The sequence below is a fragment of the Odoribacter sp. genome (genome assembly GCF_985060555.1).
Genome location: NZ_CFKYFN010000064.1, coordinates 1 through 16483 on the forward strand (window position 1 = coordinate 1; position 16483 = coordinate 16483).

Consider the following 16483-nt stretch of genomic DNA (forward strand, 5'->3'; position numbering starts at 1 on the left):
ATACAGAAAAATGACAATAAAAATGACATATGAAGTGATTATACTGGGGCATCTTCATATGCCATTGTATTTTATAGGGACATTTACTGAATATTCCTAAATAGCTTTTTTTTGAAAATGTTCCCTCAGTTTCCGGATGGCACTGTATTTGAGGGTTTTTACCGTGTTGACTGAAACATCCAGCAAACGTGAGATTTCCTTATTTTCCAAACCGGATAAGGCCAGACGGATGATTCGGGCACTTTGTTCCGGTAGCTGGCCGATAGCGGTCAGCAACATCTGGTTGGTTTCTTCTTCGATGAATAAATTGAAAATCTGGGGTTCCTCGGATTCCGGGTTTTCGAGGCGGGCATAACGGTTGTTTTCCCTTTCGATGCCCCGGAGATAATTCAGGGCTTCATTTTTAACCGAGACAAAGAGAAAATTCTCTATCGATTCGATTGTGTTGTATTTTTCCTGGTTTTCCCAGTAGCGGATGATGATTTCCTGAACAATATCCTGGGCGACAGCTTCCGATTTGACGAACTTTAGGGCAGAAGTATATAAAGCCGCATAATGCTTGCGGATAAAATTTTCCAATTCTGCATATTCTTTCATGGGCTGTGACCTTCATTTGGCAAGACAAATATAGTGATTAAAATCATCCCGATTTGTGGAATCAGGAAATAATCGGTAACTTTGTTTTGGAAAACAATTAAAAATCCGCAAGCATGGGCGACAAGATATATCCGATAGGCATTCAGAATTTCGAGAAAATCCGCAACGAGGGTTATTACTATGTCGATAAAACGGCTTTAATTTACCGATTGGTGAAAACGGGCAGTTATTATTTCCTCAGCCGTCCGCGCCGTTTCGGGAAAAGCCTGCTGATTTCCACGCTGGAAGCCTATTTCCTCGGGAAAAAGGAGTTGTTCGAGGGGCTAGCAATGGCGCAGCTGGAAAAGAATTGGATACGCCGCCCTGTGTTACATCTTGATCTGAATATCGGGAAATATGATGCTCCGGACAGTTTGGACAAAATCCTTGAGGAAGCCCTGTCCAAATGGGAGATTACGTACGGCACCGGTGTCGGGGAGACGACCCTCGCCCTACGCTTCAAGGGTATCGTGGAACGTGCCAGCCAGCAATCCGGTCAGCGGGTAGCCATCCTTGTCGATGAATACGACAAACCGCTTTTGCAAGCCATCGGCAACAAAGAGTTGCAATCCGCGTATCGCAACACGCTGAAACCTTTCTACGGTGTGCTCAAAACGATGGACGGCTACATACAATTCGCCATGCTGACGGGAGTAACGAAATTCGGCAAAGTGAGCGTGTTCAGCGACTTGAACAACTTGATAGATATTTCCATGGACGCACGCTATGTTGCCTTATGCGGAATTACCGGAAAAGAAATTCAGGACAATTTCGAGGAAGATTTACACGAGTTAGCCGAGGCGCAGAAAATGACTTACGAGGAAGCCAAAGCCGAATTGAAAGCCTGTTATGACGGTTATCATTTTGTGGAAGATTCCGAAGGCATATACAATCCTTTCAGCCTGCTCAATACTTTCTTCAAAATGAAGTTCGGCAGTTACTGGTTTGAAACGGGGACACCGACTTACTTGGTGGAATTGCTCAGGCGCTACCACTACGACTTGGAACGCATGGCAAACGAGGAAACCAACTCCGATGTGTTGAATAGCATTTACGGCGACGAGCAGCCGATACCCGTTATTTTCCAAAGCGGGTATCTTACGATAAAAGGGTATGACAAACGATTCGATCTATATCGTCTTGGTTTCCCGAATAAAGAGGTAGAAGAAGGTTTTATCAAATTTTTAATGCCTTTCTATACCCGTTTCAACAAAATAGAAGTTCCTTTCGAAATACAACAATTCACCCGTGAAATCGAAATGGGGCAACCGGATGCCTTTTTCAGGCGTTTGCGAAGTTTCTTTGCCGACACGCCCTACGAGGTGGCAACCGACTTGGAACGTCACTACCAGAATGTATTATTCATTGTCTTCAAACTGGTAGGATTCTACACGGAGACGGAGTACCGTACTGCTGAGGGGCGGGTGGATCTCGTGGTGAAGACTTCAGACTATATCTATGTAATGGAATTTAAACTGAATGGAACGGCAGAGGAAGCCCTACAACAAATCAACGACAAACGTTATGCCCTTCCTTTCGAGGCAGACAGGCGCAAGGTGTTCAAAATAGGCGTCAACTTTAGCGCGAAGACACGAAATATCGAGAAGTGGTTGATAGAAGTTTCGGAAAATGTTCTATAGGCGGCATCCCCTCCAGGGAGGCCCAATCGGACGGGGCACCTCTGTACCTGTTCTTCGGCAACATAAATCCGGACTGTTTCTCCCCGAGCGAGTATGCGGTAATCTGATACCATCTCAGCCCTTCGAGGCAGACTGCTCGAGGTGTTGTTAAAATTTATTTTTTTTTTAAGTTTCATTCATCCTTTACCTGCTTCTGCGGTGTCTTAGTATAAAAGGACATGAAATGGATTTACAAAAGGCATATCGTTTAGCTACAATTATCATTCGGGTAAAACTGGGGAATGTGACGGAAGAGGAGCGTTCGGAATTGTTGGATTGGCTCGACGAGAGCGAGGAGAATCGCCGGACATACAAAAGGATTATTCGCGGAGAGGCGATTCGCGAACGGATAGCAGGAGAAGAACGGATCGGAAAAGAGACCGATTATGAGAAAATACGAATTTCGGTCGTCCGGAGTTTGGTGGGACGCAGACGGAGCCGGCGTGTGCGCTTATGGAGGAGTGTGGCTGCTGCGGCTTGTATCTGTGCTGTGGCGGTGACTGTTTTGTGGGAATTGTCCGGTGTGCGGGCGGTACCGGAGGCTATGCCGCTGGCCGGACAACAAACAGAGACTGCTAAGGTAAAACTGATCCTGCACTCCGGTGAACAGATTGCTTTGGAGCAGAAGAAAGAACAGAGAATCGAAGCAGGGGATGCAGTGATTAAAAATGAACACGGACAACTGATATATGAAAGTAAAAATAGTCCGGCGACCGAAGAGCTGTTCAATAAAGTGGTAACCGCTATCGGGGGAGAGTATGCCTTGATTTTGAGCGACGGGACCCGGGTATGGCTGAATGCGGACAGCGAGTTGGAATATCCCGTGGAATTTGTTAAAAAAGAACGTATCGTGAAATTGAGCGGGGAGGCTTATTTTGAGGTGGCTCCGAATCCTGAACAGCCTTTTATCGTGGAAGCCGGAGGGATACAGACCCGGGTATTGGGAACTTCATTCAATATACAGGCTTATCGTAATGAGAAATCGGTATATACGACCTTGCTGACTGGAAGTATCCGGGTGGCGGTAGCAGACGGCGGTGATGCGGTGGTGCTGACTCCGGGACGGGAAGCGATTTGGGAAAAGGGAAGCGGGGCTATTCAGGTGGAAGCTGTCAATGCCGAGGATGCGATTGCCTGGAGATATGGGAATTTTATTTTTGAGGAAGAAGATATCGAAGTGGTTATGCGGATGTTGTCCCGCTGGTATGAAGTGGAATTTGTATTCGACGGAGGAAGGAAAGAAAAGCATACTTTCAGTGGACGGATGAGTAAAGACGAATCCCTGGATACCGTGCTCGAGACTATTGAATTAGCGGGAGGACCGGAATTCCGCCGGGAAGGAAATATCATACATCTGATTGAAAAATAAACCGGAGTTGTTTTGGCCAGCAACTCCGGAATAAAGACCTTGTCCAGAAACAAGGTATTGTCTAACTATTTTATGTACAAATTTATGAAAAAAAACGAAACTAAAAAATCGTTTGGAAAGCTTTTGTCCTGGCGGCAACTATGGTGTTGCTGTCTGATGCTGATCGGAGGACTACTACTAACAGACCGGCCGGCTTTTTCACAAGCCACAACCCAAGCCAATGTGTCTTTAAAATTAAAACAGGTGACGGTATTGGATGCGCTGCGGGAATTAAACCGGCAATACGACCGACAGCTGATGTTTAAGCGGGAGGAAGTGGAGCAGGTGAAGGAACCGGTCTCTGTCGATGTAAAAAAGGTAACTCTTTTGCAAGCCGTAGAGGCCTGTATCCGGGGAACCGGTTTGGTGGCAACCGACCGCAACGGGATTATTGTCATCGGTCCTGCGCGGCAAACCACACCTCCTGTTTCCCGGGTGATTCAGGGTATAGTGAGGGACGAGCAGGGAAATCCGTTGCCGGGGGCTACGATTAAAATCAAGGGTACCCGGATGGGTACTGCGACCGATTTCGAAGGCCGCTTTCAATTGGCTTTAGCCGGAGATGCACAGGTGCTGGAAGTATCTTTTATCGGTTATCGGACAGTTGAAGTAAACGTACAGGGGAAAAAGGAAATTGAAGTCAGGCTGCAGCCCGATCAGGCTGAAATGGAAGAAGTGGTGGTTACCGGTTATCAGACGATCCGGAAGGAACGAATGACCGGTACGACGGCGACGATTACCGCCAATCAGATTGCAGGCCGGGGATTACAGTCGATCGACGAAATTCTGAATAGTACGATCTCGGGGTTGAATATGATCAGTAGTGGCCGGCCCGGACAGGACGCACAGATCCAGATTCGTGGGGTAAATTCGTTGACGGGGAGTACCGAGCCGATGTGGATTGTCGACGGTATGCCGTTACAAGGAGAGATTCCCAACATCCAAAGCGGTTCTACCGATTTGCAGGCGACTATTTTTACGACCGGAATCGGTAATATTGCACCGGACGATATCAAATCGATCACCGTATTGAAAGATGCTGCCGCTACAGCGATTTACGGTGCCAGGGCTGCGAACGGGGTGATCGTCGTCGAAACGAAAAGCGGACTTTCCGGGAAAACCCGGTTTAATGCTTCGGTGAATGTGGGGATTACCGAACGACCCCGGAATAACATCGACATGATGAATACTGCGGAGAAAATCCAGTTCGAACGCGAGATCTTTTACGATCAGCAAGGATATATCTATACCCCCGGGCGGGTGACTAAATTATTGCAGCAAGCAGCCTATGGAGAAATTTCTTCTGATGAGGCCGAACGGCGAATCGGCGAATTAGCTAAAATCAATACCGATTGGTTTAAAGAAATTTATCGCACGGCGATCAGTCAGCAATACAATTTCAGCATGTCGGGAGGTAACGAGAAGACACAACATTACGTTTCCTTGAACTACCTGAAAGAGGTCGGTACCGAACCCAATAATAAGTACGATCGGTTGGGGATGAACATTAAATTAACCCATAATCCTTCCGAAAAAATCCGGATTACCGGCGGGTTGGGAGCCACTATGAAAAACGACAGAGTGACGGCCAGTAGCGTAAATTCCCTGGAATATGCAATGTATGCCAACCCTTATGAACGATTGAAAAATGAGGATGGTACAAAGGCTTACGATATCAGCTACAATGCAAAGGAAAGTAGTATCCGGGACGGGCTGGATTGGGATACCTTCAATATTCTCGACGATCTGAACCGAAATACCAATACCAACCGTTATCTGGATGCCGAGCTTTCATTGAAGGTGGAATGGGAAATCGTCAAAGGCCTGATGTTTACGACCCATGGGGTTTATAATGCCAATTCCAACCATAACCGGATTATCGAAGGAGCGGATACCTATACCAATTTTATCAATAACTGGTATTCCTACAAGGGAGAAATTCCGCATGACATGGTGAAGGGCTCTTTGCGGGAGGCTACAGGATATACCAATGCCTATACATTTCGGAATACACTTCAATATACGGGGGAATATGCCGGAAAACATTATATCTCTTTGTTTGCCGGGCAGGAAATACAGGAGCGGACCGCTTATAATTCCTTCAATTATTCTCCGGTATTCGACGAAGAACACCGGATCGTCGGATTCCCTGAAATGGACGGTATCGACGGATCGGAAATCAATTATAACGCCTTGGGAGGGACAGGAAAGTCGGTCAGCAAAATGTCTTCCTTTTTTGCCAATGCCTCATATTCCTACCTGGATAAATACATTTTGACCGGAGCATTGCGCTATGACGGTTCGGATATCATCGGAAACGACAACCAGTTTACTCCGCTATGGAATGTCGGTTTACGCTGGAATCTGCATCGGGAGGAATTTATGAAGCGGTGGATGTGGGTAGACCAGTTCGCTGTCCGGGGTGGTTTCGGATATACCGGGAGTATCGACAAGAATGCACTGCCTTTTGTGGTGATGACCCTCGGACAAAGTGTGATTTATGACGGGCAAACTGTACCGACTTCTTTCAGTTACCCCAACCCGAATGTAAAATGGCAGACCAAACAGGATATGAATGTCGGCCTGGACCTTTCGCTATTCGACTATCGGTTGGAATTGGGGGTGAATTACTACCACAATATCACCCGGGATGTGCTCGACCGGAAAGCTTTACCCTATTCTTCCGGACGGAGTGAGGTGACGGAGAATGTAGCCGATATTTATAATAGCGGATGGGAAATCGATCTGGGAGTAACGCTGTTGAAAAATAAATCTTTTCAATGGTATGCCAAAGCGAACATTGCGATCAACGATAATAAAGTGAAAAATACGTATTATAAGGACACGGAAGATCTACCGAGAGCAACCTTGAGTAATGCACATCAATTTGTAGAGAATCAGCCGGTGAACGGTTGGTATGGGTATAAGTTTGCAGGAATCAATCCCATCAACGGAGCGGTAATGACTTATACCGGCAATGGGGAGGCGACCTTGGATATGTCGGTTAGCGGAGCTACATGGCCTACCCCTTCGGTGTTTTATTTAGGAAATCTTACTCCTCCGGTCGTGGGCGGATTTTCAACTTCTGCCAATTGGAAACAATTGATTTTTTCTGCTAATTTTGAGTTTAAGACCGGACATAAAATCAAATCGTTCAATACCTTCCGAAGCCTGGATGCCCGTAATCGTCACACCTCCGAAGCGAATCGCTGGCGTGAACCGGGAGATATCACCAATGTACCTGCTATGTCGGAAGCCTTTACCACCTATTCTTCCTATATGTACGATATCTTATTGGAGAAAGGAAACTACCTCCGCTGTAGCTATATGACGCTGGGATATAACCTGAAACCCGAATGGCTGCATAAAATAGGTTTCAGCACTGCCCGGCTCAGTTTTACAGCGAAAAATCTGTTTACGATTTCCAGTTATAGCGGGATCGATCCGGCACTGATGGGTTCGTTCGGTTATCCGAATTCCCGGAAATATACGATTACTTTAAATGTTGGATTCTAAAATTGAAAGAGATGAAGAAATTATTCTTATATGTCACCCTGATTCTGAGTTTTACTTCGTGCGAGAAATATCTGGAAGTGAAACCTTCGAATATTCTGGCCTTGAAAACTTATGACGATGTGAAATCTTTATTGGGGTCGCATTTGAAATTATACACCGTGACTTTTTTCAGCTCCCATGAATTGGCAGGAACGAACGTTCCCTGGAGAACGGACGATTTGTATTTGTTTTTCGGTTTTTATAGTGACGATTTGAATACCGATACCTGGCTGAACGGAAATTGGATGGCTAATAATAAAAGAGCGTTGTATACAAACAGTTTGAACTGGCAAAATACCACAATGCCCGGGACGATCTGGGGAAACTATTTCAGTAATATCGGTTTTTATAATACGATTATCGACGAACTGGCGAATGTCAGTGCTTCACAGGAAGAAAAAGATATCGTCGAACAGGAAGCCCGTTTTCTGAGAGCCTGGTATTTGTTTAAAGTGTTGCAATATTTTTCTCCCTATCACAGCAATGAACTGGGGATACCGTTTAATACCGATTCGCAAGCAGTCGGAAGTTATAATAAACAGCGGAAAACGCAGGCTCAGGTATATCGGTTTTTGATCGATGAGTTGACTACGGTCATTGATTGTAAGACAGAACCCCGGGCGACTTATAATATTTTTTACGATAAGAATCTGGCCCATGCTTTGCTGGCTGAGATCTACCTTTTTAAAGGCGGTTCGGGAGCTGGCGAGAAAGAGGATTATGTTCAGGCAATTACGCATGCACAGGCGGTTATGAAAAATTATCCGTTGCAGGGGATAGATGAATTCAAACCTTTTGAAACCTATAAGACAAGTGAGGGGGGAGTATATAAAAATAAAGATCAGGCCTTATTGTCCTTTTTGTGGTATACCGGAGATGCGGGCATGTACGGGACGATGGAGGCTTATGGTTTACTCGAATTTGTCCGGGATGAACTGTTCGAATTGTTCGATGAAAACGATGTTCGCCGTTCCCTTTACTTTAATCCCGAAAACAAGGCTATCCGTAAATTCAAGGATCTGCCGAATTCCTATGGGGTGTTACACTTTTTCCCGGTTTCCGAAATGTATCTGATCGAGGCTGAAAGTTATGCCCGTAACGGACAGGAAGGAGAAGCCCGGCAAGCCTTGGAAGAGTTCCAACGCCATCGGATCAGAAATTATCAGGGATACAAAGGAGCGGATTTGTTACAAGAGATTATGAATGAACGGCGGAGAGAGTTTTGCCTCGAATACGATATGCGGTGGTGTGATCTGATCCGGATTCAGAAGGGATGGTCCAGAAATTCTTACCAAAATCCGGAAGAAGCCGTCTATATGCTGGAAGATAATGATTTCCGTTTCTGTTTCCCTATCCCTTTGCTGGAAGAAATGCAGGAAAATAATCAGATCGAACAAAATCCCGGATGGAATATGTTGTAATCCTAAAATGATGAATAAGATGAAAATAATAGGTTATATTTTGCTGATTGTTTTGCTTTTTTCGTGCGAAAAGAGTGAATATGAAACCTGGTTGTACGAACCCGGAATCGAAGCCGTCGATTCGGTGGCTATTTATCCCAATAGTCCCGTTTTGATCGCGAATGGTAAAGCTCAATTGAGTTTTCTTGTAAAAGCTTATTCGTTTGTGAAAGATAAACGGACGATCGAACAGGTGATCGATGGGGAACATATTGTCAAAGACTCTGTGTTTACGAAGATTTCTGCAATGAAAATGGATCGTTTCGAAGCATCTGAAATACAGATTAAGACCAGGGATGGCAAGTTGATCGAGGGACAGAAATTCTCGGCCACCGAAGGGGCTGGAACGGATGTTGAATTTGTATGTACTATTCATGGGATAGAAAGTGAACCTTGTAAAGTGCATTTGATCGCCGATCCGGTAATGGATTTTCCGACTATTACTGTTCCGGTTGTTTTCCATCTGTTGGTTACAGATAAAAATATCAATAGGTATGATGGCATAACGACCGGGTTGTTACAGGGATTTATCGATCGGGCCAACAAGGTGTTTGCGGGAACTTATGCCGACGATCCGGTAGCCGTCGACAGTAAAATTCGCTTTGAATTGGCTACGGTGGATGTACGAGGGAATAAACTCGCTACCCCGGGAATAAACAGAGTGGAAATGGGAACTCCTGCTTATGGCGAAGTTGCCGGTTATATTAACAAGAATTTACTATGGGACCCGAACCGGATATTGAATATCTGGGTAAACGATGAAATTTATGGGACCAATGCTTATGCTCCGGCTTATATTTTGGATAACGGAACCGCTGTACCCGGTTTGAAAATGAATTCGGTTGCTACAGCTGATGAAGTAAGTTTTACTTCGTATAGGGAAGTAGGCATTACTCTTACTGTGAGTTCGATATTCTCGATCAATAAAGGGGGCTATGAATATTATCTGGGTACACATTTCGGATTAATGCCTACGGTGTTCAGTACTTATTCGGGAATTCCCTTTGTTAACGGAGATGTAGATTTTTGTTCGGATACTTATACTTATGAATTAGGGCCTATTGCTTTGGAAAAGAATACTTATTCGGATGATAAACAGGCTCCGGTGATTTATTATAATTCCTGTAATATCATGGATGAAAGTTCGGCATCGACTTCCCTGACCTATGAACAGGTTTTGCGTATGAGGAAAGTGATTGCTAATTGTCCGGGACGGATGTTCGATTAATATAATAACCATGTGCTGATGTGCTCCCGGGAGTTACTCCATAATGAGCACATCAGCACATAAATTTTATCCCATAATCCAACGAGCCTTTCTACCCAATAACCGGTACATCAGGGCTGTGAATCCCCACGCACACAGGAAAATAAGAATTGCCATTACCGGCACCTGTAGCGGAATCGGCAGATTGAAATTACCGATCAGTAAAAAGGCCGGGCCGACTGGAAAGTAATGTACCATGTAAATGCCGAAACCACATTTCGTGATATTGGCGAGCGAACGGATGAGGGCGGGCGTAGAGACGACTACTTTTTGCAAAGCCAGAAAAACCGCCAGAGTCATACATAACACGTTAGGGCTGCAAAAAGTGAAGAATAATTCCATATCCGATTCGGTAGCTGCCGGATTATGGGCTGCTGCACTAAAACCGGTAAAAGTGACGGAATAGCCGGCTGCAAATAAGAGAGCGGATAGAAGCAGTGTTTTTCCGACGGACCAGGAATTTCCTTGTTTGACATAATGCCCGAGCAGGAGATAACCGTTGAAACCTGCAAAATAATATAGTGTCCCGAATTCGTTCCAGGTGGCGGTGCCATAGAGATAATGCGAAATATATTCGCCCATATACGGGAGAAATAAGCTGATCACCCAAATCCACAAGTAAGTTTGTTTCATTTTACGATCGGCCTTATCGATCCAGGCAGAGAAAAAGGGCATATACAGATAAAGTCAGATCAAAAGGTAAATGTACCACATATGATTCTCTTTAAAGGAGAAATTGAAAGGAATCATGGCGATGTCTTTCAGCGAATCGCTGAAAGACTGGGATTCATTTCCTTGTACATAACAGAAAAAATCGCCGATAATGGATTTCGGAAGCCCGACAACTCCTGTAAACCACGGGAATAAGTTGTAAAGCACCGACCATATCAAAAAAGGAAATAATACCCGGAAAATTCTTTTCTTGTAGAAAACGCCTAACGGTTGTTGACCAACTGGGAGTAAGAGTAATCCGGTCATCATGGCAAACAGGGGAACCGACGGACGAAATAATGAGCCGTATACAGAAGCCCAGAATTTATATTCGGGTAGGGTTCCCAGGGTCGGGGAGATGTAAAAGGGATCGATACAATGTACGCCGATTACCATAAGCATTGCTGTAAGCCGGACGATATCCAGCCATACGATGCGTGAAGGAGAGGGTAAATCGTGATTCATGTTATTCATTATTTGTTATTCGTCTGATTATTTAATGTCGCAAAAGAATGAAATATTTGTCTCAACTTCCGTGAAATATTGGCCAATAACTAATAAAAATTGGTCATACCGGAAAAAAATTCTGTATCACTTCAAAGTTAAAAATGTTAAATCTTGTCGAATAGAAAAGGAAATGAGCGATTATGCGTTTACTTTTGTATAAACATAAATCGGTGATGAAGAGGATTTTATTCATGATTATATTAGGGCTGGGAGGACTGATGCCGGTAAACCGGATATTAGCCCAGAGAGCTGTCGACTTGTTTCAGGATTATAGTTGGGAACAGGCTAGTTTACAGGCAGCCCGGGAAAATAAGCTGGTTCTGGTCGAAGTGGGACCGATCGACCTGAAAGTGGAGAGAGGAATACAGACGAAACCCGATCTGGTGAATTATTTGCAGCGGAATGTGATTGCAATCCGGCTGAATGCGAACGATACGAAAAACAGTGGATTTCAAACGCGCTTATTGATGTACGAGCCTCCCCTGTTTGCTTTTTTTATGCCTTATGGAGATTTGCTGGAAATGATAAAACCGGGGGAGGTACTTCAAGATCCTTCTGCTTTAAGAGAAACACTCGAAAAGGCGAAGGAACGGGCTGCAGTGAAAAAAAGAAATAGCCGCTCTGTTCGTTTCGAGGATTTGCCGTTCGAAGAAGCTTTGGCAAAAGCGGAGGAAGCGGAGCAGCCGGTATGTATTTATTTTACCGCCGACCGGTGTCAGGCTTGTTTGTTATTGGAGAAAAACGTGTTGAACCTGGACGAGGTGGCCGATTATTACAATGACCATTTTGTCAATCTGCGGGTGAATACCTCGCGGACACAAGAGTTGGCCCGGCGATATGGGATAAAACAGTGTCCTGCTTTTCTGTTTTTGAATGCCAAAGGGAAAGTGATTTACCAGGGTGAAGGGGCGGAAACAAAGGAGCAATTGCTGGACAATGCTGCTCTTGCTTTGAAAAAAGCCGGAGGAATTTCGTTTCAGGAATTATCGGATGAGGAGGCTCGGGCTAAAGCGCAACAGGAGAATAAACCGGTGTTTATCGATTATTATATTCCGGGTGGTGCACATAAAGAGATGTTGCGTACCGTATTTGCCGACCCGGAAGTGGCTGCCCTTTTCGAGCAGCAGTTTGTCAATGTAGCCCGCGAATCGGGTCAGGCGGTGTTGGTTTTTACGGATGCGGGGGGAAACGAATTGCACCGGGTGAGAAATATCATGAGTCCCGAAGATTTGCTGCAGGAGGCCCGGATGGTGTTGGAAGGAAAAGGATTGGCCGGAATGGAGAAGGAATTCCGTCAGGGAAGTCGCCGGCCCGAATTTCTGAAGAGTTATATGGCGATGTTGGGGCGGGCTGATAGATACAGGGAAGCCGGAGAGATTGCGGCGGTTTATTTTTCGGCTTTACCTTCGGATTGTCTCCGGGATGCTGAATATTGGGATATTTTCGACCGCTATTATATGCTTGCCGATACAGACCTTTTTCAATATGTATTGACTCACCGCAAAGAATTGTACGACCTTTACGGAGAAGATAAGGTTCGGAAAAAGATAGCGGCGGTCTGGATTGCCGGGGCTGAAAATTTTGTTCAGGACGGCGTTTTTGATGAGGTCGGTTTCAAAGCTTATACCAAACGACTGAAAAAAGAAAAAGTCGAAGAGTGGCGGCAAATTGTCCGGAATGCCCGGATGCATGCTGCCGAACGCACCGGGGACTGGCGTACATTCGTCGATTTGGCAGAGGAAAAATGGTACGAAGAAAAAATTCCCGATGCCGAATTGTACAGCTGGGGAGTGAAAATCAATGAAAATTGTCCTGACGAAGCTATTCGTTACAAAGCGGCACACTGGTTTGTACAAGCAGCTCAGGAAATGGAACGAAAAGAACGGGTCACCGGAAAAGTAAGCATGAGTTCATATAAAGGCTTTTTTGAAAAACTGGCGGACGACCTGGTGGGAAAAAAGTAATTGCGTTTGTGTTCTAATCGTTGAAGCTGAATTTGACACGATTGACAATGGAACGTCCCAAAGTCAGCTCGTCGGTATATTCCAGATCATTGCCGATAGAGATGCCTTTGGCAATGGTGCTGATGACGAGATCTTCTTTATTCTTCATTTTTTTGAAGATATAATAGCCGGTAGTATCTCCTTCGATGGTGGCACTGAGGGCAAAGATGATTTCCCGGATCGGTTCCTGCTCTACCCTTTCAACTAAAGAAGTAATGTGCAGATCGGCAGGACCGATACCGTCCATTGGAGAGATGATTCCTCCGAGCACATGGTATAAACCGTTGTATTGTGAGGTGGCCTCGATCGATAAGATGTCTTTGATGTTTTCTACGACGCAGAGCGTCGTGTTATCTCGTTTCGGGTCTGAACAGATCTCGCAGATTTCACCGTCGGAAATATTATGACATCGACGGCATTCCTTGATGTTTTTCTTCAGGTCACCGATACTTTTCAAAAAGTCGTCGACTTCCTGCACATCTTTCTTCAGAAGATGTAATACGAATTTCAGAGCTGTTTTACGCCCTACTCCCGGCAGGGAAGCAAACTGATCGACCGCTTTATCTAATAACCTTGAAGAATTCACCCTTTTTTCCTTTCTCCTTTTTTCTTTCTCCCCCTCACTCCTCCCTCAAACGAATATCTTTCACTATCATCTGAATATCGTTTTTCCCCATAAATTCATTTTCCTGGAGCGTATAACAGATATCGAAAAATCCGCCGGAGTTCACTTTATCATAGAGATGCCCCATGCCGAAACCGATGCCGCTCCGGTCGTTACAGGCCCTGGTATCGTCGACAATGACCAGTTTCAGGTGTTCGTTGTTACGTCCCACCCGTTTGGTGCCGATGAAGTTTGTTACTTTCTCGGTCATGAAGACCGGGATGGTATTGTTGGGACCGAACGGGGCGAATTTTTGCAGCATATGATACAGATCGGGAGTGATATCGGTCAGCTTGATTTTAGCGTCGATATTGATCTGAGGGGTCAACATTTCATCGTCGATCGTTTCCCGGACAATACGTTCGAATTTTTGTTTGAACGGTTCTATATTTTCGATTTTCAAGGTCAATCCGGCAGCATATTTATGCCCGCCATAATTCTCCAGAAATTCACTGCATTGCGAGATAGCGTAATACAGATCGAAACCTTCGACCGACCGGGCTGAGCCTGTCGCCAAGCCGTTCGATTCGGTAAGAATGATCGTCGGACGATAGAAAGATTCGGTCAGGCGTGAAGCTACGATCCCGATCACTCCTTTATGCCAGTTGGCATTGAACAATACGGTCGTTTTTTTCGACGGTTCGAGTTCCGATTGGTTGATGTGACGAATGGCTTCCTCAGTGATATCGTGATCCAGTTTTTTACGTTGGTCGTTGAAAGTATTGATATCCGAAGCGATACCGGCAGCAGAGCATTTCTCGTCGGCTGTCAGTAACTCCACCGATTTCCGGCCTGATTCGACCCGTCCGGCTGCATTGATCCGGGGACCGATTCTGAAAACGATGTCGTTGATCGTAATTTCTTTATCGATCCCGGAAATTTTTATAATCGTTTTTAATCCCAGACTGGGATTGGAGTTCAACTGCTGTAACCCGAAATAGGCCAGAATCCGGTTTTCTCCCGTGATCGGGACGATATCGCTGGCTATGCTGACGCATAACAGGTCCAAAAGCTTGTAAAGCTCCGACATCGGAAGATTGTGCTTCAGACTATGTGCTTGTACCAGCTTGAAACTGACCCCGCAGCCGCTCAGCCATTTGTAAGGGTAGGGACAATCCGGACGTTGGGGATCGAGCACCGCAATGGCTTCCGGCAACGTATCTCCCGGAGTATGGTGGTCACAAATGATGATATCCACCTGTCTGGAATTGGCATATTTGACTTTTTCGACTGCTTTGATTCCACAATCGGTGATCAGCATCAATGAAAAACCGTTTTCTGCGGCATAGTCGATTCCTTTGATCGATACCCCATATCCTTCCGTATAGCGGTCGGGGATGTAGTATTCCAGATTATCGCTGTTACAGTGGTGTTTCAAATACTTGTATAGCAGGGATACTGCCGTCGTCCCATCGACATCGTAATCTCCGTATATCAGTATTTTTTCATCTTGGGCGATCGCCCGGTCTAAACGTTCTACTGCCTTGTCCATATCTTTCATTAAGAAAGGATCGTGCAGCATATTCAGGGATGGATAAAAAAAAGATTGTGCCTGTTCCGAACTAGTAATACCCCGTTGCAGCAGTAAGTTCGCTATAACGGGGTGACAATTTAGTTTTTTTGAAAGTTCCTCTATCTTAGTAGCCTCCGGCGGAGTATTGATGACCCATCTTTTTTTCATTATACTTTTTTCCAATTCTGCTACAAAGTAGCGGAAATTCCTTGTTATTTCAAAGTGTAATCTAGATTAATTTCATATAACAAAATCTGAAAATTGAAAATATAAAATTAAGAAGCTCTGTTACAAAAATTTGCACGATTCGTTTTTTTTATTCAGAATTGCATTCTCCGGATTATGAATGCCATGTATATTTGCTTTGTCTCCCCCTGTCCTATTCAGTGCGATAACTCTCACATCGGAGTATCCGGGAGGCAGTCTCAAGAGATGGGACATTTCCAGATGCATCGGCTAAGTTTCCTCCCATTTGTTTGCAGATGTCGAGAAATTTCACTTATATTGCATAGAAGTTGTGCATACGATACTTGTGAATCAGAGAATTATGTGTTATTAATTTGTTGGATATCAAGAATATGTGCAATTTTTAAAACATAGATATTTTAACTTTTTTATTCCGTTAACGAGTAGTGAATGTATTATTTTTTTTTACTTAAGAAATTACAATTTTACAAATTTGCCCAAATAAAGGTTCGTTTAATTTAGTCGAAAGTTTATAAAGTTTATAAAGTCCTTGGTCTCTGCGGGTGCTTGGTCTATTGACAAGGAATAATTGACAATCGACAAGGATGAATCACAGTCTTAAGTTTATTCTATCGAATTATAAATCAATGGATATACATTTAATTTTCCTTTCTGCTTTTCTTTATTAATCTGTTTTTTCATGGAAGCGAAGCTTCCGGTAATTCTCCATGATCAATTGTCATCTGTCGATTATTCTTGTTGCAGATTCCCGCAAAAAGAATCGAACGAGTATTATTGTTGCTGGTCGCCTCGCAGTTCTTGGGGATTTCTCGCATGGATGAACAGGATAATCGTGTCGGCTTTCGGTTTTTGCCCCTTTTTAGGCGTTTTGCA

At 44.6% G+C, this 16483-nt stretch carries 9 protein-coding genes and 1 pseudogene; 6 read left to right on the forward strand and 4 right to left on the reverse strand.

Annotated elements, in window-relative coordinates:
• Positions 1-96: 96 nt before the first annotated feature.
• Positions 97-597, reverse strand: a complete 501-nt coding sequence (locus AC5RDS_RS08700; protein WP_013611942.1) for a sigma-70 family RNA polymerase sigma factor — start codon at positions 595-597, stop codon at positions 97-99.
• Between the two features lie 113 nt (positions 598-710).
• Here AC5RDS_RS08700 and AC5RDS_RS08705 point away from each other — a divergent pair, with 113 nt between their 5' ends.
• The 5 genes from AC5RDS_RS08705 (at position 711) to AC5RDS_RS08725 (ending at position 9966) form a co-directional block, all read left to right on the forward strand.
• Positions 711-2276 (forward strand): ATP-binding protein, encoded by a 1566-nt coding sequence (locus AC5RDS_RS08705; RefSeq protein WP_013611941.1) that lies wholly within the window; start codon positions 711-713, stop codon positions 2274-2276.
• A 223-nt stretch (positions 2277-2499) separates the two neighbouring features.
• Positions 2500-3684, forward strand: coding sequence for a FecR family protein (locus tag AC5RDS_RS08710; protein ID WP_013611940.1), 1185 nt, complete (start codon positions 2500-2502; stop codon positions 3682-3684).
• A gap of 84 nt (positions 3685-3768) precedes the next feature.
• Positions 3769-7239, forward strand: coding sequence for a SusC/RagA family TonB-linked outer membrane protein (locus tag AC5RDS_RS08715; protein ID WP_175315988.1), 3471 nt, complete (start codon positions 3769-3771; stop codon positions 7237-7239).
• Between the two features lie 11 nt (positions 7240-7250).
• Complete coding sequence (locus AC5RDS_RS08720) at positions 7251-8699, forward strand: RagB/SusD family nutrient uptake outer membrane protein (protein WP_118122384.1); 1449 nt, start codon at positions 7251-7253, stop codon at positions 8697-8699.
• A 19-nt stretch (positions 8700-8718) separates the two neighbouring features.
• Positions 8719-9966, forward strand: coding sequence for a zinc metalloprotease (locus AC5RDS_RS08725; protein WP_195458042.1), 1248 nt, complete (start codon positions 8719-8721; stop codon positions 9964-9966).
• Positions 9967-10032: 66 nt separating this feature from the next.
• Here AC5RDS_RS08725 and AC5RDS_RS08730 read toward each other — a convergent pair.
• Positions 10033-11190 (reverse strand): annotated as a pseudogene (locus AC5RDS_RS08730) (acyltransferase).
• A gap of 206 nt (positions 11191-11396) precedes the next feature.
• Between AC5RDS_RS08730 and AC5RDS_RS08735 the strand changes: the two are divergent.
• Positions 11397-13187 (forward strand): thioredoxin fold domain-containing protein, encoded by a 1791-nt coding sequence (locus AC5RDS_RS08735; protein WP_175315989.1) that lies wholly within the window; start codon positions 11397-11399, stop codon positions 13185-13187.
• Between the two features lie 13 nt (positions 13188-13200).
• Here AC5RDS_RS08735 and recR read toward each other — a convergent pair whose 3' ends face one another.
• Both recR and recJ read right to left on the reverse strand, forming a co-directional pair.
• A complete protein-coding gene (recR, locus tag AC5RDS_RS08740; RefSeq protein ID WP_013611934.1) occupies positions 13201-13812 on the reverse strand; it encodes a recombination mediator RecR in 612 nt (203 codons plus the stop codon).
• 34 nt (positions 13813-13846) lie between these two features.
• Complete coding sequence (gene recJ, locus AC5RDS_RS08745) at positions 13847-15571, reverse strand: single-stranded-DNA-specific exonuclease RecJ (protein ID WP_013611933.1); 1725 nt, start codon at positions 15569-15571, stop codon at positions 13847-13849.
• Positions 15572-16483: the final 912 nt, after the last annotated feature.